Source organism: Streptomyces syringium, from assembly GCF_017876625.1.
Taxonomy (GTDB): Bacteria; Actinomycetota; Actinomycetes; order Streptomycetales; family Streptomycetaceae; genus Streptomyces; species Streptomyces syringius.
Window position 1 is genome coordinate 5,427,237 of sequence record NZ_JAGIOH010000001.1, and the last position, 19,864, is coordinate 5,447,100.

Consider the following 19,864-nt stretch of genomic DNA (forward strand, 5'->3'; position numbering starts at 1 on the left):
GACACCGTGCCAGGATGGCACCATGCTCTCGTTCGCCATGATTATTGGCAGCAGGCGCGCCGGTCCGCAGTGACCGCCTCGTACCAACCCGTACGACGCGGACACCGTCGTCCCAGACCCGCGCGCAGACCTCTCGCACCCGCGAGAGGTCTTTTCGTTTCCCGGCCCACCACGCCGGAGGCGCACCGCGCGGGATCATAGGGGGACGGTGGAACCGGTTATTCCGGTAGACCGAGATCTCGACAGGAGTCAGAGCAGCATGACGGACGCACCCGAGGACGGCTTTCCCGCCGAGGACGGCCTTCAGGTCGACGACAGCTTTCACGTCTTCGACACGACGCTGCGCGACGGCGCGCAGCGCGAGGGCATCAGCCTCACCGTCGCGGACAAGCTGACCATCGCCCGGCACCTGGACGACTTCGGCGTCGGCTTCATCGAGGGCGGCTGGCCCGGCGCCAACCCACGCGACACCGAGTTCTTCCAGCGGGCCGCCGCCGAGATCGACTTCCGGCACGCGCAGCTCGTCGCGTTCGGCGCCACACGCAAGGCGGGCGTGCGGGCCGAGGACGACCCGCAGGTCGCCGCGCTGGTCGACTCCGGCGCCCCGGTCGTCACCCTGGTGGCCAAGTCCCACGACCGGCACGTCGAACTCGCCCTGCGCACCACGCTGGAGGAGAACCTCGCGATGGTGCGGGACACCGTCGCCCATCTGCGGGCGCGGGGACGTCGCGTCTTCGTCGACTGCGAGCACTTCTTCGACGGCTACCACGCCAACCCCGGCTACGCGACGCAGGTCGTGCGCACCGCGCACGAGGCCGGCGCCGACGTGGTCGTGCTCTGCGACACCAACGGCGGCATGCTCCCCGCCCAGGTCCAGACGGTCGTGGCGGCCGTGCTGGCCGAGACCGGCGCCCGGCTCGGCATCCACGCCCAGGACGACACCGGCTGCGCGGTGGCCAATACGCTCGCCGCCGTGGACGCGGGCGCCACGCACGTGCAGTGCACCGCCAACGGCTACGGCGAACGGGTCGGCAATTCCAACCTCTTCCCCGTGGTCGCGGCGCTGGAGATCAAGTACGACCGGCGGGTGCTCCCGGCGGGGAAGCTCGCGGAGATGACGCGCATCTCGCACGCCATCGCCGAGGTCGTCAATCTCACGCCCTCCACCCACCAGCCCTATGTGGGGGTCTCCGCCTTCGCCCACAAGGCGGGGCTGCACGCATCGGCGATCAAGGTCGACCCGGATCTGTACCAGCACATCGACCCGGAGCGGGTCGGCAACACCATGCGGATGCTCGTCTCCGACATGGCCGGACGGGCATCCATCGAGCTCAAGGGCAAGGAGCTGGGCATCGACCTCGGCGGCGACCGCGCCCTGGTCGCGCGCGTCGTCGAGCGCGTGAAGGAGCGTGAACTCGCCGGCTACACGTACGAGGCCGCCGACGCGTCCTTCGAACTGCTGCTGCGCGCGGAGGTCGAAGGCAGAGCCCGCCGCTACTACCGCGTGGAGTCCTGGCGCGCGATCGTCGAGGACCGCCCCGACGGTACGCACGCCAACGAGGCGACCGTGAAGCTGTGGGCCAAGGGCGAGCGCATCGTCGCCACCGCGGAGGGAAACGGCCCGGTCAACGCCCTCGACCGCGCGCTGCGCGTCGCGCTGGAGCGCATCTATCCGAAGCTGGCCGCCCTGAAGCTGACGGACTACAAGGTCCGCATCCTGGAGGGCAGTCTGGGCACGGGCTCGATCACCCGGGTCCTGGTCTCCACGAGCGACGAGCACGGCGAGTGGTCCACCGTCGGTGTCGCGGAGAACGTCATCGCCGCGTCCTGGCAGGCGCTCGACGACGCCTATGCCTACGGTCTGCGGCGCGCCGGGGTCGAACCACAGGAGTAGCGCAGTAGCGCAGGGCTCTTGGGCGGGCGGCGCCCGGCGCGCGCCCCCGCCCGGCCCGCCACCGCCCCCGTCAGCCGTAGTGGGCCGCCAGCCCGCCGTCGAGCAGGTCGTAACCGAGGTCGGCGGCGGCGTGCGCCTCGGGCAGTGCCTGCTCGGCGGTGCGGCCGTCCGTGATCCTGCGCCAGTTCCCCTCGGCGAGGCGCCGGTGGAGGGTGATGACCTGCGCGGCCGCGAGCCCGGCCGTGAACCGGGCCGCCGCAGCGCCGTCGTCGGCACTCTCGTGGAGCGCATCGGTCAGCTCCTCCTCGTCGCGGCCGGTGTAGCGCACCAGCCGGGCCAGCAGGCTCGGCGTGGTGTAGAGCATGTCGTTGAACGCGCGTATCCGGGCGTCGTCGTTGAGACCCGTGATCGGATCATGGGCGTCGAGCCGCGCGTGGAAGTGGGCGCGCAGGGCGGCCAGCGGCGACTGGCCCTCGGCCCGGGCGCGCACCACGCGGGCGGCCTCGCCCTGGTGGTCGGCGATCCGGTGCAGGGCCAGATCCTCCTTGGCCGGGAAGTAGCGGAAGAGGGTCGGCTTGGACACCTCCACCGCGGCCGCCACGTCCGCGACCGACACCCGATCGAAGCCTCGCTCCAGGAAGAGCTCGATCGCCGTGCTGGACAGCGCTTCTCGCGTGCGCTGCTTCTTTCGTTCCCGCAGTCCGGTCACCTCGTTCACACGGCCACCCTACCAGATTCTCGTTACCAAGAAAGATTCGTTACCCGGTTGCGTTTTCTGCTCCGGGGGTCTTTCATGGAGACACCGAACGACGGAGGGACACCGCATGACATCCACAGTGCTGATCGTGGGCGCCGGGCCGACCGGGCTGACTCTCGCGTGCACGATCGCCCGGGCCGGGGTGCCGGTCCGCATCATCGACAAGTCCCCCGCTTTTCACCGCACTTCGCGGGCCAAGGGCCCCAATCAGCGCAGCCGGGAGGTGTTCGCGGACCTCGGCGTGGCGGCGGAGCTCGATGCCGCCGGCGTGGAGCGCATGGTGCTGCGCAAGTACCGGGGAGGCGTCCCGCTGGCGGATGCCGAGATCTTCGCGGGAGCGGTCCCGACACCCACGGCGCCGTACGGAAAGGGGCTGGGCCTTCCGCAGTGGCGCACCGAGGAGATCCTCCGCACCAAGCTCGCCGAGTACGGGGTGGCCGTCGAACTCGGCTGCGAGGTGGCCGGGTTGACGCAGGGCGAGGAGAAGGCGACCGTCACCCTCGCGGACGGGCGAAGCGTCGAGGCGTCGTACGTCGTGGGGTGCGACGGCGGGCGCGGCGTGCTGCGCAGGACGCTCGGCGTGCCCTTCGAGGGCGAGTCCGAGGACGAGGAATGCATGGTGATCGGGGACGTGGAGGCCGACGGGCTGGACCGCGCCTACTGGCACCAGTGGTTCGACGAGGACGGTGCGATCATGCTCTGGCCCATTCCGGGCACCACATCGTGGCAGCTCCAGGGGACGCCCGAGCGCGATGACCGGGGCCGCTTGGTGGCACCTTCGCTGGAGACCTTTCAGCGCCTCTTCGACCGGCACGCGCGGCTGCCCGGGGTGCGGCTCGCCAACCCGACGTGGATCTCGACCTACCGCATCAATGTACGGATGGCCGAGCGCTTCAGGGTCGGTCGTGCCTTCCTCGCGGGCGACGCGGCACACGTGCAGCCGATAGCGGGCGGCCTCGGGATGAACACCGGCGTCCAGGACGCCTTCAACCTCGGCTGGAAGCTCGCACTCGTCGCCAAGGGACAGGCGGGGGAGGGGCTGTTGGACACGTACGAGGAGGAGCGGCTCCCCGTCGCGGCCTGGACGTTGAAGACCACCGATGAGCGGATGCGGGTGGTGCGGGAGGCCGTCAAGGAAGCGGGCGTCGGCACGGAGGTGGTCATCGACGACGCCGCCACCACGCTGGGTGTGGGCTACCGCTGGAGCTCGCTGGCCTGCGGCGGGGAGACGGCGGGCGACCGGGCACCGGACGCGCCCTGCGTGGACGCGGTCACCGGCCGGCCGGTGCGGCTCTTCGACGTCTTCGCCGGACCGCACTTCACGCTGCTGGGCTTCGGTGAGGACAGCGCGAAGGCGCTGGCGGAAGTCGCGGGGGAGTGCGGTGACCTCGTCCGCACCTGCCTTGTCGACGGGGGGCCCGAGGCGGGTCTCGCGGACCCCGAGGGGCACGCCCGCGCGGCGTACCGGGTGCCGGAGGGCCGGGGAGGTCTTGTGCTCGTGCGGCCCGACAACCACATAGCGCTGAGCGCGGCCGCGGACCGAGGCGCGGACGTCATCGACTGTCTGCGGCGCCTCGGTCGCTGATCCGCACGGGGGTCAGGCCTGGGCGGCGGTCTTGACGGCGGAGATGTCGAAGGTCAGCTTCACCTTGTCGCTGACCATCACACCACCGGTCTCCAGGGCCGCGTTCCAGGTCAGGCCCCAGTCGGAGCGCAGGATCTCGGCGCTGCCCTCGAAGCCGACGCGCTCATTGCCGTAGACGTCGGTGGCCGAGCCGTTGAACTCCAGGTCGATGGCGAGGGGGCGGGTGACGTCCTTGATGGTGAGGTCGCCGGTGACCCGGTAGCGGTCGCCGCCGAGCTGCTCGGCGCCGGTGGAGCGGAAGGTCATCAGGGGGAACGCCGCGGCGTCGAAGAAGTCGTCACCGCGCAGATGGGCGTCGCGGTCCTTGATGCCGGTGTCCACGCTCTCGATCTTGACGTCGATGCTCGCCGTGGAGCGGGACGGGTCGGTGCCATCGAGGTGGAGGTTGCCCTCGTGCTCGGCGAAGGAGCCCTTCACATTGGTCACCATGGCGTGGCGCACGGTGAAGCCGATGCTGCTGTGGGCCGGGTCGATGGCGTAGTCACCGGTCAGGGCCGCCAGCGCGGGGTCCACATCGAGGACGGCGGTGGCGCCACGGTCGGCGGCAGTGGCGGCGGTATTGCTCTTGCGGCTGAAGATGCCCATGACGTGCTCCTGGAGAAGATGAGAGGTGGTTGTTGAAGGTTCAACGAGAATGACGTTAGCTCGATCTGGTTCAACTTTCAACATTTGTGGTGGGGATTTTTCCCGAGGGTCTTCCAGGAAGGGATCGGCGATGGCCGAGTCGGGGGTATTGCCGCACGTCCACGGGCCGTGCCACGGTGTGGCCCCGGTACCGCCCGCACCCCGTGCCCCGGGAGGACCCGCCGTGCCGTCTGCCCCGAGCTGGACCCGCCGCGGCTTCCTCGCCGCCTCCGCCGTGACCGCCCTCGGCCTCACCGCGGCCGGTCCGCCGGCCGGGGCCGCCGCGGCCGGTGCGGGGGCGGACCCGGGCGAGGAGTTCCGGGTGCTGCGGGAGAGATGGCGCGACCTCATGCTCGGCAGCGGGTTCGACGCCTCGGCCGAGCCCTACGCCTCGGCCCTGCGCCGCACCGGCGACCTCGCCCGATCCCACCGGGCGGGCATGCGGCCCGGTCCCGCCTGGCTCTGGCCCGACGCGCCCTTCGACTCGCCCGCCGGCATCACCCAGAGCTACGCACGTCTGCACACCATGGCCCAGGCCTGCACCCAGCCCGGCACCGGCAGCACCGGTGACGCCGGCCTCGCCGCCGACGTGATCGCCGGACTCGACCACGTCCACGACCGGATCTACCACCCCGGAACGACCCGCTACGGCAATTGGTGGGAGTGGCAGATCGGCAGCCCCCGACTGCTCCTCGACACCCTCACCCTCCTCCACGACCGCATCGACCCCACCCGGCGCGCGGGTCAACTCGCCGCCGTCGACCACTTCGTCCCCGACACGATGCTCGGCGCCTACACCGGCACCAGCACCGGAGCCAACCGCGTCGACCTGTGCCGCGTCGTGGCCGTGCGCGGCATCCTCGGCGAGGCCCCCGCCAAGGTCGCCCTCGCCCGCGACGCCCTCTCCCCGGTCTTCCCCTACGTCACCGAGGGGGACGGGCTCTACGCCGACGGCTCCTTCATCCAGCACACCTGGGTCGCCTACTCCGGCACCTACGGCCAGGTGCTGCTCGACGGACTCGGACGGCTCTTCTCCCTGCTGCGCGGGTCGCGTTGGGAGGTCACCGACCCCCGCCGGCAGATCATCCACGACAGCGTCGAGCGGGCCTACGCCCCCCTGCTGTACAACGGCCTGATGATGGACAGCGTCTCCGGCCGCGCCATCAGCCGCGGCGTGCAGACGGCCGACCCCCGGCGGCTGACCCAGGGCGACCACCAGCGCGGCCACGCGCTCATCGCGGCCATCGCGCTGCTGTCCGGCGGCGCGAGCGCGGCGGAGCGGGACCGCTGGCACGCCCTGGTCAAGGGCTGGATCGCCCGCGACACCACCAGCCCCGTCCGCTCCGACCCCCAGTTCGGCGTCGCCGACCTGGCCCGGCTCGCCGCCGTCGCCGACGGCCCGGCACCCGCCGCCCCCGAGCCCGTCGGACACCGGCTCTTCGCCGCCATGGACCGGGCCGTCCACCGGCGCCCCGGCTGGTGCGCGAACATCGCCATGGCCTCCGACCGCGTCAGCCACTACGAGAACGGCAACGGCGAGAACCCGCGCGGCTGGCACACCGGCGCCGGAATGCTCTACTGGTGGGGCCGCGACCACGGCGGCGGCCAGTACACGGACGGCTTCTGGCCCACCGTCGACCCGTACCGGCTGCCCGGCACCACCGTTTCCACCAAGCCCCTCGCCGACAACGAGGGCGGCGGCTGGGGCGAACCCAGGCCCGCCGCGCGCTGGGTGGGCGGCGTCACCGACGGGGAGTTCGCCGCCGTCGGCCAGCATCTCAAGGGCCTCGGCTCCACCCTGGACGCCAGGAAGTCCTGGTTCTGCGCGGCCGATTCCGTCATCTGCCTCGGCGCCGGGATCACCGCGCACGACGGCGTCCCCGTCGAAACGATCGTCGACAACCGCAACCTCGGCGCCACCGGCACCCCGCGGCTCACCGTCGACGGCACCCCCCAGCCCCAGGACGACGGCTGGTCACAGTCCTACGCGCGCGCCCACTGGGCCCACCTCGAAGGGCACGGCGGCTATCTCTTCCCCGGCGGCACCCCGCTCACCGCGCTGCGCCGATCGCGCACCGGCGCCTGGCGGGACATCAACACCGGCGGCAGTGCCGACCGGATCACCCGCCGCTATCTCACCCTCCTGCGCCCCCACGGCACCGACCCCGCGGACTCCTCGTACGCCTACGTCCTCATGCCCGGCGCCACCCCCCGCGACCTGGCCGCCCACTCCCGGGACCCGCACCGGCTCACGGTCCTCGCCAACTCCCGCGACTGCCAGGCCGTCCATGTGCCCGCGCAGGGACTCACCGCGGCCAATTTCTGGTCCCCGGGCACGGCCGGTACGCTCTGCGTCACGGCCCCCGCGGCCGTGCTCGTCCGCCGGCGGGGCCGCACCGCGATCCTCCATCTCGCCGATCCGCTGCGCGCCGGCACCCCGATCGATCTCCTCTGGACCCGGCCCGTGCGCCGGGTCACCGCGCACGACTCCTCCGTCCGTGTGCTCGCCACGGGAGCCGCGCTGCGGCTCCGCGTCCAGCCGGGCACGGCGTGCGCGGCGCACGTCTGCGAGGTGGCCCTCGGCTGAGCCTCCGCCGTCAAGACGCTCGCCCTACGGCTCATGACGTGGAGATTTGTGGAATATCCACAGCGCTGTGAGCCCTCGGCGGGTGTGGTGAAGTGATAAAGCCTGTGTGCGTTTCTGTGCTGCCTGCCCACCAAACAGCGCATGACGTTGTATGGAACCGACATGAGTTTCCAGCACCCCCGGCACGTACCGTCTATGCATGAGCAATCTCGAAGGTGCGCCCGTAGAGGCGAGTGACGTCCGTGGGCGCGTCGCCGAGCTGCACGCCATCCGCGAGCAGGTTCGGCGTGGGCCCAGTGACCGGGCGACCGAGGCCCAGAAGGCCAAGGGCAAGCTGACGGCTCGCGAGCGTATTGACCTCCTCCTCGACGAAGGCTCTTTTTCCGAGGTGGAGCCGCTGCGGCGGCACCGCGCTTCGGGGTTCGGCCTGGAGGCGAAGAAGCCCTACACCGATGGTGTGATCACCGGGTGGGGGACGGTGCACGGGCGTACGGTTTTTGTGTACGCGCATGATTTCCGGATCTTCGGTGGTGCGTTGGGTGAGGCGCATGCGACGAAGATCCACAAGATCATGGACATGGCGATTTCGGCGGGTGCTCCGCTGGTGTCGTTGAACGACGGTGCGGGTGCGCGTATCCAGGAGGGCGTCTCGGCGCTGGCCGGGTACGGCGGGATCTTCCAGCGGAACACCAAGGCGTCGGGTGTCATCCCGCAGATCAGTGTGATGCTCGGCCCGTGCGCGGGTGGTGCGGCGTACAGTCCGGCGCTGACGGACTTCGTGTTCATGGTCCGTGAGACCTCGCAGATGTTCATCACGGGCCCGGATGTGGTGCGGGCCGTGACGGGTGAGGAGATCACCCAGAACGGTCTGGGGGGTGCCGATGTGCACGCCGAGACCTCCGGCGTCGCGCACTTCGCCTACGACGACGAGGAGACCTGCCTCGAAGAGGTTCGCTACCTCCTCTCGCTCCTCCCGCAGAACAACCGCGAGAACCCGCCGCGGGTCGCCTCCGAGGACCCGGCCGACCGCACCGGCGACGCCCTCCTGGACCTGGTCCCGGCGGACGGCAACCGCCCGTACGACATGCGCAAGGTGATCGAGGAGCTCGTCGACGACGGCGACCACCTGGAGATCCACGAGCGCTGGGCTACCAACATCATCTGCGCGCTGGCCCGGCTCGACGGCCAGGTCGTGGGCATCGTCGCCAACCAGCCGCAGTCCCTGGCCGGTGTCCTGGACATCGAGGCCTCGGAGAAGGCCGCGCGATTCATCCAGATGTGCGACGCCTTCAACATCCCGATCATCACTCTTCTGGACGTCCCCGGCTTCCTGCCCGGTGTGGACCAGGAGCACGGTGGAATCATCCGCCACGGCGCGAAGCTGCTGTACGCGTACTGCAATGCCACGGTTCCGCGTATTTCGGTGATCCTGCGCAAGGCGTACGGCGGCGCGTACATCGTGATGGACTCCCAGTCCATCGGTGCGGACCTGACGTACGCGTGGCCGACCAACGAGATCGCCGTGATGGGCGCGGAAGGCGCGGCAAACGTGATCTTCCGGAAGCAGATCGCGGAGGCCGACGACCCGGAGGCGATGCGGGCACGCATGGTCAAGGAGTACAAGGCGGAGCTGATGCATCCGTACTACGCGGCCGAGCGCGGGCTGATCGACGACGTGATCGACCCCGTCGAGACCCGTTCCGTGCTGATCAAGTCGCTGGCCATGCTCGCGACGAAGCACGCCGATCTGCCCTCGCGCAAGCACGGCAACCCGCCCCAGTAAGGGAGAAACACATGAACGACACGCTCGTACGCGTCGAGAAGGGCACCGCCGACGCCGAGGAACTGGCCGCGGTCACCGCCGTCCTCCTCGCCCGCGCCGCGGCCGGCAACGGCCACGAGGCCCCCGCCCGCCCGCGCCGCTCCTCCGCCGGCTGGCGCCGCCTGGAGCGCACCCCGGGCTTCCGGGCCCCGCACAGCTGGCAGGGCTGACGCGCCGCCCCCGGCCGGGGGTCCGGGGGCTGCCCCCGGGTGGGCACAGCCGGGCCCCGCACAGCTGGCAGGGCTGAGCCACGCGAAATGAACCACGCGAAAAGGTCCCCGCACTCATCCGAGTGCGGGGACCTCTTCGTCTGCGCGACCAAAAGCGATGGCTGTGCGGAGGTGCTGACACCCGGTGTCAGCAGATCCGCACAGCCATCCCTGACCGCTCTACCGCAGCCGGGCCATGAGGGCGTGCTCGACGAGCGTGATGAGTGCGCTCTTGGCTTCGTTGCGGTGGCGGGCGTCGGTGGTGATGATCGGTGCGTCGGGGCCGATCTGGAGTGCTTCGCGGACTTCTTCGGGGTTGTAGGGCTGGTGTCCGTCGAAGCCGTTGAGGGCGATGACGAAGGGGAGGCCGCTGTTCTCGAAGTAGTCGACGGCGGGGAAGCAGTCGGCGAGGCGCCTGGTGTCGACGAGGACGACGGCGCCGATGGCGCCGCGGACCAGGTCGTCCCACATGAACCAGAAGCGGTCCTGACCGGGTGTACCGAAGAGGTACAGGATCAGGTCCTGGTCCAAGGTGATGCGGCCGAAGTCCATGGCCACGGTCGTCGTGGTCTTGTCCGGCGCGTGCGTGAGGTCGTCGATCCCCGCCGAGGCGGAGGTCATGACCGCTTCGGTGCGCAGCGGGTTGATCTCCGAGACCGCGCCGACGAACGTGGTCTTGCCCACGCCGAAGCCACCGGCCACCACAATCTTCGCGGAGGTGGTGGAGCGGGCTGCCTCGCCGCTAGAGGTTCCGAAGTCCACTGAGCACCCTTTCGAGCAGTGTCACGTCAGGCTGGCCGCCGGCGGACTCGTCGCCGCCGGGCTGATGGATGGCGACAAGTCCGGCCTCCGCCAAGTCGGCGACGAGGATTCGGGCTACGCCGAGCGGGATGGAAAGAAGTGCCGAGATCTCGGCGACCGACTTGATCTCACGGCACAGTTGGCAGATGCGCTGGTGTTCCGGCAACTGCCCTTGGAGCTGGGACGGCTGAGCCGTGGTGTGCACCAGTGCCTCGATGGCGAGCTGGTAGCGCGGCCGCGTACGGCCGCCGGTCATCGCATACGGTCGCACCAGCGGGTTGTGCGCGCCCCCCGAGGGGGTCGCACGCCGGTGCTTCTGGGGCTGCGCGGGTGCCGAGTACGGCGACCGCGGAGCCTCCGGCTGAGCTTGGTGGCTCGGTGCGGAGGGGAAATTGAAGCGGTTCAGCGGGGGCTGAGCCTGCTGTTCATTGCCGTACGGGTAACCGCCGGGGGGCGTTGCCACGTCTCCTCCTCCAACTTGCCTGTCTGATGCTGGTCGCGCCACCGCACCTTATGGGGCGGTGGCGCGAAACGCACTGCCTCTTTGCTAGTTGAGAAGGCTCCCCTGCAATTCGGCGCGGAGGTCGGGCGTGAGCACACTGCCCGCGCGGTCGACCAACAGGGCCATCTCGTAGCCCACGAGGCCGATGTCGCACTCGGGGTGCGCCAGCACGGCCAGCGAGGATCCGTCGGAGACGGACATGATGAAGAGGAAACCACGCTCCATCTCCACCACGGTCTGGTTGACCGCGCCGCCCTCGAAGATCCGGGAGGCACCCGCGGTCAGTGAGGTCAGGCCGGAGGCTACTGCCGCCAGCTGGTCGGCGCGGTCCCGCGGGAACCCTTCGGACATGGCCAGAAGGAGTCCGTCGGCGGAGACCACGACGGTGTGGGACACCCCTGGGGTGTTGTCCACGAAACTGGTGATCAACCAGTTCAGGTTTTGCGCCGCCTGGCTCATCGGGCTCACACTAACGCTCCTGATCGTAGGTGCCGCCGGGGCCGAAGCCCTGGTCGTGTTGCTCATGTGCGGAGTTGTCGGTCCCCGCGCTGCGCCCCTGCTGGACACCGCGGCGCAGGTTGCTCAACCTGCCGCGGACGTCCTCCGGAGCGCGGGATATCTGGGGGCCGCCCTGCGGGGTCGTTTCCGCCTTGCCCTCGACCAGGTTGGCCTTGGGGACCCGGCGGGGGAGACCGGAAGAGGTGATTCCGCCGGCCTTCGGCTCACGGAGCTGCTCGGCGCGGTGCCAGCGCTCGTCGTTCGCCGACTGCCAGTCGGACTTATCGGCCTCTGCACGCTGCTGTGGGTCCTGTTGGGACTGCTCCGGTTCTCCGCCGGCCCCCGCGGCGCTCTCGCCCGACTCGGATTGCTGCCACTGCTTCGCGCGGCGCGGCAGACCGGACCCGGTCAGCGAGTGGGAGCCGCTCGAAGAGGGGCCCGGACGGTCGAACTCTACGCGCTCGGGCTGGGCCGTGTCAGCGGACGGCAGGGATTCCGAATCAGCTCCGCGACCCTGCTCGTAACCGTGCTGGTACGGACCGGCTTCGTTCCACTCGCCTTGGGGGGCGGGGGCGTTGTAGTCGCCGTAGCCCTGCTGGTCGCCGTACCCGGATTCGGTATAGCCGGCTTCCGTATACGGCTGCTGCCCGGTCTGCTCCGACGACTGGGCGAGGCCCCGCTGCTCGTCGTAACCCTGCTGCTCGTAGCCCTGCTGGTCGTACCCCTGCTGCGGAACCTCGTCCCGGAACAGCGGACGGTTGTCGGCGGCCTGCGCCTCCAGCGCCGCGCGCCGCTCCTCGCGCATCAGCGAACGGCCGACCGGGTCCAGCGAAGGTCCGGTGCCGGCGTCCGGCCGGGGCTCGTAACGGGAGTCGTCGAAGCCCAGTTCGGCGGCGGTGCGCAGCCGGGGGCCGGTCGGTGCGGCCGGCGCGGCCGGCTGCTGCTGCTCCGGCACGGCCCGGGAAGTGAGCGTGAAGTCCTCGGGGGACATCTCGTCCAGCGAGGCGCCGCCACCGTGCGTGATGGCGTCCGGCAGCATCACCAGCGAGGTGGTGCCGGCCTGCTCGCCCGACGGGCGCAGCTGGACGCGGATGCCGTGGCGGGTCGCCAGGCGGCCGACCACGAACAGACCCATGCGCTGGGCGATCGCGACGTCCACGGTCGGCGGGTTGGCCAACCGGTGGTTGATGTCCGCGAAGTCGGTGGGCGTGAGGCCGATGCCCTTGTCGTGGATCTCGACCATCACGCGGCCGTCGGGCAGCCGGGTCGCGGTCACCCGGACCTTGGTGTGCGGGGAGGAGAAGGTGGTGGCGTTCTCCAGCAGCTCCGCGAGCAGGTGCACGAGGTCGGTCACGGCCAGGCCGTGGATCTCGGCCTCCGGGACACCGCTCAGCTCGATGCGCTCGTACGCCTCCACCTCGGAGGAGGCGGCACGGAGCACGTCGACCAGCGGGATCGGCTGGTCCCAGCGGCGGCCCGGCTCCTCGCCCGCGAGGACGAGGAGGTTCTCGCCGTTGCGCCGCATACGGGTGGCCAGGTGGTCCATCCGGAAGAGGTTCTCCAGCTGGTCCGGGTCCGCCTCGTTGTTCTCCAGCTCCGTGATCAGCGTCAGCTGACGCTCGATGAGGGCCTGGTTGCGGTGCGAGAGGGTCGTGAAGATCGCGTTGACGTTGCCCCGCAGCAGCGCCTGCTCGGCGGCCAGTCGCACCGCCTCGCGGTGGACCTGGTCGAAGGCGCGGGCGACCTCGCCGATCTCGTCACCGGTGGTGATCGGGATGGGCTCGATACGGGTGTCGACGTGACCGGGGTCGGTGCGCGAAAGCTGGTCGACCAGGGCCGGCAGTCGCTGCTCGGCGATCTCGAAGGCGCCGGCGCGCAGCCGGAGCATGCTCCGGCTCATCGAGCGGGCCATCTTGCCCGCCACCACGAAGGCGGCGAACAGGGCCAGCACCATGATCGAGGAGTTGATGATCGCTTCCTGCTTGGCGTCGGAAGCGACCTTCTCGGCATCGGCCACGGCCCGGTCGGCCAGCTGCATCTCGATGTAGTGGTAGGCATCGAACTTGCCCGTCGCGGTGGTGAACCACGACTCGGCGGTGATGCCCTTGGTCTTCAGCGCCGCGGCCGGCGTGGTGGAGATCGCGGCGTACATCTTGTCCTGCTCGGTCACCTTGGCCTTGTCGGCCAGCGCCTTGTTGAGCCGGTTGATGTCGTCGTCGGTGCCGCCCTGGACGTACTCGCCGTGGGCGATGTACTCCAGGAAGTTGTAGGAGACGAAGGAGGTCGTCAGCTTCTCGCGGTTCTGCGCGCTGCCGGGCTTCTCCAGCAGGTGGGCGCCGATGGAACGCTGCAGCGACTCGGCGGCCTTGGCGAGCTGCACGGCGTAGACCATGCGGCCGAAGGAGCTCGCGTTGTCGGTGCCGAGGCCCAGCTCGTTGGAGAACGCCATGAGCGGTCGCTGGATGGCGCCGTAGCCGTCCTCGGTGTCGGCGCCGGACAGGGCGGAGGAGTACGCGGCGCTGCGGAGCCTGGGCAGCCCGGCTTCGGCGTCGCGCAGCAGCTTGATGCGGCGCTGGAGGCTCGGGGTGGCCGGCATGTTCTTGACGGCCTTGTCGAACTCCGTCCGGGCGGCGTCCGTCGCGTCCCGCGTCTTCTTGATGACCGGGTCGTCGCGGTGGTTGCCCAGCAGCGGCAGCGCCGTCTGGTCGCGCTCCTCGAGCGTGGGCGTACGTGGCCGCGGCCCGTACTCCTCGCGCGGTCTCCGTGGCGTCCTGCGCCTCGTTCCACGTGTCGACGGAGGTCTTCACGTGAAGGCCACCGAAGACCAGGGCGACGAGCACCGGGATCAGCAGAATGACGTTCAGCCGGGTGGGCACCCGCCAGTTGCGTGGGGAGAACCTGCCGCCACTGCCCTTCACGGGCTCGGCGGGGGCTTCGGGCACGTCAGAGGGCAACGCCGCTGAGCGGGACGGTGGGGTGAAGTTGCCCCGCTCGTCCCGCGCCTGCTGCGTGGCGCCCGTCTTTCTACGCCTCACTCGACCAACAACCTCTCGGCGTCGGCACCTGACCTGTGCCGTGTATTTCCGCTGAGCCGTGACTGCTCAGCCCCGGAATTCCAGCACGGCAGGCAGGTGCATTCCAAACAGTGGGCACGGCCGTCGGACACGACGATTCGCCCGACATAAAACGGGCATTAAGAGCGAGCGGCGCCAAATGACGGGCGAATTGTGTGCAGAGCGAAGTTGACCGAACGCGCCGAGTGGTCACGTCCGGTCAATTCTCTTGTTGAAATGTTATGAACCCCGGACGGTGGTCCGTGTCCAATAACACAAATCCGCCCATCGCAACTGTGGGACGCGCAAAGCTACTTGAGCCGGGCCATGAGGGCGTGCTCGACGAGCGTGATGAGTGCGCTCTTGGCTTCGTTGCGGTGGCGGGCGTCGGTGGTGATGATCGGTGCGTCGGGGCCGATCTGGAGTGCTTCGCGGACTTCTTCGGGGTTGTAGGGCTGGTGTCCGTCGAAGCCGTTGAGGGCGATGACGAAGGGGAGGCCGCTGTTCTCGAAGTAGTCGACGGCGGGGAAGCAGTCGGCGAGGCGCCTGGTGTCGACGAGGACGACGGCGCCGATGGCGCCGCGGACCAGGTCGTCCCACATGAACCAGAAGCGGTCCTGACCCGGCGTACCGAAGAGGTACAGGATCAGATCGTCGTCCAGTGTGATGCGGCCGAAATCCATCGCCACCGTGGTGGTGGTTTTGTCCTGGACGTGGCTCAGGTCGTCGATCCCCGCCGAGGCGGAGGTCATGACGGCTTCGGTGCGCAGCGGAGAAATCTCCGAGACCGCACCGACGAATGTCGTCTTGCCCACGCCGAAGCCGCCAGCCACCACGATCTTCGCCGAAGTGGTGGAACGGCCGACGCTCCCGCTAGAGCTTCCGAAGTCCACTGAGCACCCTTTCGAGCAGTGTCACATCCGGCGTTCCACCGGACTCGCCGCTGCCGCCCGGCTGGTGGATCGCCACCATTCCGGCCTCCGCCAGGTCCGCCACGAGGATCCGCGCCACGCCCAGAGGCATGTTCAGCAGCGCGGAGACCTCCGCGACCGACTTCACCTCCTGGCAGAGGTGGCAGATCCGCTGGTGCTCGGGAAGCAGCCCCGCGAGATGGGCCGGGTCGGCCGTGGAGCTGACCAGGGCCTCGATGGCGAGCTGGTAGCGCGGCCGGGTACGGCCCCCGGTCATGGCGTAGGGGCGGACCAGCGGCTGGTCGCCTTCACTCCCGTACGACGCGTGATGATGCGAGGCGCCGTACGGGCCGGGCGAGGCGGGCGGGGTCATGAATCCTCCGGACGGGACAGCAGGATGGCAATAATGCCGTCGAGCGGTGGCCGGTGGGGGGTTTTCGGCCGTACGGTCGGACGGTATTTGCGGTATGCGTACGGTCAGTTCAGCAGACTGCCCTGAAGCTCCGCGCGGAGATCGGGCGTCAGCACCGTGCCCGCGCGGTCGACGAGCAGGGCCATCTCGTAGCCCACGAGGCCGATGTCGCACTCGGGGTGCGCCAGCACGGCCAGGGACGAACCGTCGGAGACGGACATGATGAAGAGGAAACCACGCTCCATCTCCACCACGGTCTGGGTGACGGGGCCGCCCTCGAAGATCCGGGAGGCCCCGGCCGTGAGGGAGGTCAGACCGGAGGCGACAGCCGCCAGCTGATCGGCGCGGTCGCGCGGAAAGCCTTCGGACATCGCCAGAAGGAGTCCGTCGGCGGACACCACCACCGTGTGGGACACCCCCGGGGTGTTCGCCACGAAGTTGGTGATCAACCAGTTCAGATTCTGCGCCGCCTGGCTCATCGGACTCAACTAACGCTCCTGCTGGTAAGTGGGGCCAATGTTGTGACTGCCGGTGGTCGAGCCGTTTCCGGCCTGACGACCCTGCTGGATGCCCCGGCGAAGATTGGTCAGCCGGCCGCGTACGTCATCGGGCGCACGCGAGACCGCCGGACCGGTCGGGTTGTTCTGTTCCTGCTCCTGCGCGGCACCCTCGACGAGGTTCGCACGCGGCACGCGCCGCGGCAGACCGGAAGAGGTGATACCGCCGGCCGCCGGCTCGCGGACCGCTTCGGCCCGCTGCTGGCGCTCGTCGTTGGGGTTGCGCCAGTCGTCCGCCGGAGCCTGCCGGGCCTTCGGGGCCTGCGGGTTGCGCGGCGTGCGCTGGGCCTTGGGGGCCCGGTCGCCCTGCGGCGTGGGCGTCGGCTGCGGCTCGCGCCGCGGCAGCGACCGCCCGTTCTTGGCGGGCTGCGCGGGTGCGGCTGTGTTGTCGGCGGTCCCGGCGGTCCCGGCGTTCCCGCCGTTCTCGCCCCGGCGCCAGTTCGACTCCAGCTCCTCGAACAGCGGTGCCCGTCCGTCGCCGGGCCCGGCCGCCGGCAGCTGGCCCGCCTCGGGCCTGCCGTCGGGCTGTGCGAATTGCCCGGTGTCACCGGGGCGCTCGAACTGGCCGGTGGTGCTGTTCTGCGCGTGGTCGACGCCACCGATCTGCGGGAACGACGACGTGTCGGCGGGCGAGCCGGGCAGCGCGAACTGGCCGGTGTCACCCGGACCGGTGGACGGCTGTGCGCCCGTCGGCCGGGGGAACTGGCCGGTGGCGTTGGCGCGGGACTCGTCGCCGCCGCCGATCCGCGGGAACTCGGAGGTGTCGCCGGGACCGCCGGAGCCGGGCTGCGGGGTACCGGGCCGCGGGAACTGGCCCGTGGTGTCCGGACGCGCGCCCTGCGCGGGCTGCGCGAACCGGCCGGTGTTCTCCACGTCCTCGTGGCCGCGCGGGCTGTCCTGCGCCGGGCGCCGGGCGCCGCCGTCAGAGGCCAGGGGCCAGTCGTCGACCGGGGCGGCCGGAGCCGGGGTGCCGGAAGCGGGTGTCGCGGGCGACTGCTCGTTGCCCCAGCTCGGGGCCGTGCGGCCCGGGAGCTCGGGAGCGGCGCCGCGGGCGGGAAGCTGCGGACGGCGGCCGCCGCGGTCACCGGCGGGCGGTGTGGCGGCGGGGCCGGCCGGGTTGCCCCGGGGCGGAAGCGTGGGGCGGTCGCCGCCGCCGCGCGGCGCGCTGTCGAAGAGGCTGCCGCCACTTGAACCAGCGGCAGCACCGGCAGCAGCGCCGGCACCGGCCGCGGGGCGCGTCGGCAGACCCTTGTCCGTCGTGCCGGGGCGACCCGGCAGCGCGGGCCGCGGCCCGCTGGCCGGGGGAACCTGCCGGCGGGGAGCCTGGCCGCCGGCCATGAGGCCGGCCTGTCCGGCACCCGGGTTGCCGCCGCCCATGGCGGGCTGGCCGCCGGGCATGCCCGGAGCCGGCTTCTTGCCGCCCTGGGCGACGTCGACCGGCAGCATGACGAGCGCGGTCGTGCCGCCCGAGTCGGAGGGCCGGAGCTGAATGCGGATGCCGTGTCGCAGGGACAGACGGCCGACCACGAACAGACCCATGCGCCGGGAGACGGAGACGTCGACCGTGGGCGGGCTGGCGAGCCGCTCGTTGATCGCGGCAAGGTCCTCGGGGGAGAGGCCGATGCCCGTGTCGTGGATCTCGACCAGTACCCGGCCGTCGGGCAGGGCGTGACCGGTGACCTTGACCTTGGTCTGCGGCGACGAGAAGGACGTCGCGTTCTCGAGCAGCTCGGCGAGCAGGTGCACGAGGTCGTTGACCACGCGGCCGGCGACCTCGGTCGGCGGCACACCGCTCAGCTCGATGCGCTCGTACTGCTCCACCTCGGACGCGGCGGCACGCAGCACGTCGACGAGCGGCACCGGGCGGGTCCACCGGCGGCCCGGCTCCTCGCCCGCGAGGACGAGGAGGTTTTCGCCGTTACGGCGCATACGGGTCGCGAGGTGGTCGAGCCGGAAGAGCGAGGAGAGCTGGTCGGGGTCGGCCTCGCGGCTCTCGAGCTCGGAGATGAGCGAGAGCTGACGCTGGATGAGGCCCTGGCTGCGGCGCGAGAGGTTGGTGAACATCGCGTTGACGTTGCCTCGCAGCAACGCCTGCTCGGCGGCGAGGCGGACCGCCTCGCGGTGCACGTCGTCGAAGGCCGCGGCCACCTTGCCGATCTCGTCCCGGCTGTGCACACCGACGGACTCGACCGTGGTGTCGACGTCCTGCGGGTCCGTCTCGGACAGCTGCTTGACGAGCTCGGGCAGACGTTCCTGGGCGACCTTCTGGGCGGTGTCCTGCAGTCGGCGCAGCGACCGCACCATGGACCGGGCCACGACGAACGCGCCGACGAGCGAGATGCCGAGGACCAGGATGATCAGCACACCGTTGAGGATGGCGTCCTGCTGGGCGTCGTCACGGAGCTCGCGCGCCTTCTGGTCCATCTGGGACAGCAGGGTCTGCTCGATCTTGGACATCTCTTCGAGCTTCACGCTGTCCTGGTCGTACCAGTCCATGTACGTGTACGGCGCGGACTTGAGGCCCTCGGTCTTGCCGAGCGCGCGCTCGGCGAAGGTGTTCGCCGAGGTGATCTCCGTCTGGCCGCCGTTGAGAGCCTGGAGCAGTTCGGCGGAGTCACCGGCGCGGATCGCGGTGAAGCGGCGCAGCGCCTCGTCCTCGCTGTCCAGCGCATTCTTGCCGTACTGCAGGTCGTTCGCGGAGAGCCGCGCGCCCTTGGGGTTGGCGAGCGCGGCGCTGATCACGGCCCGCTGGATGGAGGCGTACTCCTTGGCAGCGGAGAACGTCGCCAGCGCACGGGTGCTGGTGATCATGTCGCTGTTGCTGGTGGCCTGCGCCATGTCCTGGGACAGCGACAGCAGCGAGGTGATCAACGCGTTGTAGTCGTTGACCGTCTGCGCGATGTAGTCGGTCTCCTGGTACGCCTGCAGCCGGTGGTTCTTGATCTTGTCGAGCTGCTTGGTGATGTCGACCAGGGTCGTCTGGACACCGATCATCGTCGTGTCGTTCGACTCGACCTTGGTGGTCGCTTCCCGGAACGCGTCGATGGCGCGGTCGGTCTTCTCGCGCGGGGCGACGACCCGGTCGTCCTTGTCGTTGCCGCCGACCAGCGGACCCGCGGACTTGTCGCGCTCCTCCTGGAGCGCGTCCGCGAGCTGGGTGGCCTTACCGGTCATCTCGGTAAGGATCTTCATGTGGTCGAGCTGGTCGACGTTCTCGAGCGAACCGTCGATACGTAGCGCACCCAGGGTCGTCGCGGCGACCACGGGCAGGGCTAGCAGGGAGACCAGTCGGGTGCTGATGCGCCAGTTGCGCAGGGCTATTCGTGAGCCCGGCCCGTTCGGCTTTTTCGCCTTCGGCTTGTCGGCGGGCTCGCCGCCGCTCGGCGCGTCGGCGGGCGTGCCGCGGTCGGTCGCACCGCGCGGCTCCGGCTCCGCCGCAGCGCTGCCATCCCTCTTGAAACGTCCCTGCACTAGCGTCGCAACCTCTGGACCAGGCGTCCCTCCGGGTGAGCGGCGGGACGGTGTCGAGTCGTGGGGGGACCGCGGTTGCCCCCTGGCGGTCCGTGGAATTCCAGCACAGTGCCGGATCTCC

General features: G+C 70.4%; 14 protein-coding genes and 1 pseudogene. 5 read left to right on the top strand and 10 right to left on the bottom strand.

Going from position 1 to position 19,864, the window contains the following annotated elements:
- Nucleotides 1-259 precede the first annotated feature (259 nt).
- Nucleotides 260-1,894, top strand: a complete 1,635-nt coding sequence (cimA, locus tag JO379_RS24310) for a citramalate synthase (RefSeq protein WP_130880083.1) — start codon at nucleotides 260-262, stop codon at nucleotides 1,892-1,894.
- Nucleotides 1,895-1,964: 70 nt separating this feature from the next.
- Here cimA and JO379_RS24315 read toward each other — a convergent pair whose 3' ends face one another.
- Nucleotides 1,965-2,612, bottom strand: a complete 648-nt coding sequence (locus JO379_RS24315; RefSeq protein ID WP_130880084.1) for a TetR/AcrR family transcriptional regulator — start codon at nucleotides 2,610-2,612, stop codon at nucleotides 1,965-1,967.
- A 106-nt stretch (nucleotides 2,613-2,718) separates the two neighbouring features.
- Here JO379_RS24315 and JO379_RS24320 point away from each other — a divergent pair, with 106 nt between their 5' ends.
- A complete protein-coding gene (locus tag JO379_RS24320; protein WP_209516993.1) occupies nucleotides 2,719-4,236 on the top strand; it encodes an FAD-dependent monooxygenase in 1,518 nt (505 codons plus the stop codon).
- A 12-nt stretch (nucleotides 4,237-4,248) separates the two neighbouring features.
- Here JO379_RS24320 and JO379_RS24325 read toward each other — a convergent pair whose 3' ends face one another.
- Nucleotides 4,249-4,881 (bottom strand): YceI family protein, encoded by a 633-nt coding sequence (locus JO379_RS24325; RefSeq protein WP_130880086.1) that lies wholly within the window; start codon nucleotides 4,879-4,881, stop codon nucleotides 4,249-4,251.
- 223 nt (nucleotides 4,882-5,104) lie between these two features.
- On the opposite strand from JO379_RS24325, the gene JO379_RS24330 reads away from it, so the two are divergent.
- From JO379_RS24330 to JO379_RS24340, 3 genes are all read left to right on the top strand, one after another.
- A complete protein-coding gene (locus JO379_RS24330) occupies nucleotides 5,105-7,507 on the top strand; it encodes a polysaccharide lyase 8 family protein (protein WP_307842116.1) in 2,403 nt (800 codons plus the stop codon).
- 199 nt (nucleotides 7,508-7,706) lie between these two features.
- A complete protein-coding gene (locus JO379_RS24335; RefSeq protein ID WP_130880088.1) occupies nucleotides 7,707-9,290 on the top strand; it encodes an acyl-CoA carboxylase subunit beta in 1,584 nt (527 codons plus the stop codon).
- An 11-nt stretch (nucleotides 9,291-9,301) separates the two neighbouring features.
- Nucleotides 9,302-9,499, top strand: coding sequence for an acyl-CoA carboxylase subunit epsilon (locus tag JO379_RS24340; protein ID WP_130880089.1), 198 nt, complete (start codon nucleotides 9,302-9,304; stop codon nucleotides 9,497-9,499).
- 219 nt (nucleotides 9,500-9,718) lie between these two features.
- Here the strand turns inward: JO379_RS24340 and JO379_RS24345 are convergent, their stop codons facing one another.
- The 8 genes and pseudogenes from JO379_RS24345 to JO379_RS24380 form a co-directional block, all read right to left on the bottom strand.
- Entirely contained in the window at nucleotides 9,719-10,300 is a 582-nt protein-coding gene (locus JO379_RS24345; protein ID WP_130880090.1) for a GTP-binding protein, read from the bottom strand.
- Nucleotides 10,281-10,802, bottom strand: a complete 522-nt coding sequence (locus JO379_RS24350; protein ID WP_130880091.1) for a DUF742 domain-containing protein — start codon at nucleotides 10,800-10,802, stop codon at nucleotides 10,281-10,283. The genes JO379_RS24345 and JO379_RS24350 overlap by 20 nt, the downstream gene beginning before the upstream one ends.
- An 84-nt stretch (nucleotides 10,803-10,886) precedes the next feature.
- Entirely contained in the window at nucleotides 10,887-11,309 is a 423-nt protein-coding gene (locus tag JO379_RS24355; protein WP_130880092.1) for a roadblock/LC7 domain-containing protein, read from the bottom strand.
- 1 nt (nucleotide 11,310) lies between these two features.
- Nucleotides 11,311-14,374, bottom strand: a pseudogene (locus JO379_RS24360) (sensor histidine kinase).
- A gap of 329 nt (nucleotides 14,375-14,703) precedes the next feature.
- The gene (locus tag JO379_RS24365) at nucleotides 14,704-15,285 is read right to left on the bottom strand and encodes a GTP-binding protein (protein WP_130880094.1); all 582 of its coding nucleotides are present in this window, start codon (nucleotides 15,283-15,285) and stop codon (nucleotides 14,704-14,706) included.
- Nucleotides 15,266-15,676, bottom strand: a complete 411-nt coding sequence (locus JO379_RS24370) for a DUF742 domain-containing protein (RefSeq protein WP_130880095.1) — start codon at nucleotides 15,674-15,676, stop codon at nucleotides 15,266-15,268. Before JO379_RS24370 ends, JO379_RS24365 begins: the two co-directional genes overlap by 20 nt.
- A 104-nt stretch (nucleotides 15,677-15,780) precedes the next feature.
- The gene (locus JO379_RS24375) at nucleotides 15,781-16,194 is read right to left on the bottom strand and encodes a roadblock/LC7 domain-containing protein (RefSeq protein ID WP_165451611.1); all 414 of its coding nucleotides are present in this window, start codon (nucleotides 16,192-16,194) and stop codon (nucleotides 15,781-15,783) included.
- Nucleotides 16,195-16,203: 9 nt separating this feature from the next.
- Nucleotides 16,204-19,743, bottom strand: a complete 3,540-nt coding sequence (locus tag JO379_RS24380) for a sensor histidine kinase (protein WP_130880097.1) — start codon at nucleotides 19,741-19,743, stop codon at nucleotides 16,204-16,206.
- Between the last annotated feature and the right edge of the window lie 121 nt (nucleotides 19,744-19,864).

Excerpts from the sequence above, each read along its gene's own strand:
- cimA (WP_130880083.1), top strand. The coding sequence starts at position 260 with ATGACGGACGCACCCGAGGACGGCTTTCCCGCCGAGGACGGCCTTCAG.
- JO379_RS24320 (WP_209516993.1), top strand. The coding sequence starts at position 2,719 with ATGACATCCACAGTGCTGATCGTGGGCGCCGGGCCGACCGGGCTGACT.
- JO379_RS24325 (WP_130880086.1), bottom strand. The coding sequence starts at position 4,881 with ATGGGCATCTTCAGCCGCAAGAGCAATACCGCCGCCACTGCCGCCGAC.
- JO379_RS24335 (WP_130880088.1), top strand. The coding sequence starts at position 7,707 with ATGAGCAATCTCGAAGGTGCGCCCGTAGAGGCGAGTGACGTCCGTGGG.
- JO379_RS24340 (WP_130880089.1), top strand. The coding sequence starts at position 9,302 with ATGAACGACACGCTCGTACGCGTCGAGAAGGGCACCGCCGACGCCGAG.
- JO379_RS24370 (WP_130880095.1), bottom strand. The coding sequence starts at position 15,676 with ATGACCCCGCCCGCCTCGCCCGGCCCGTACGGCGCCTCGCATCATCAC.
- JO379_RS24375 (WP_165451611.1), bottom strand. The coding sequence starts at position 16,194 with ATGAGCCAGGCGGCGCAGAATCTGAACTGGTTGATCACCAACTTCGTG.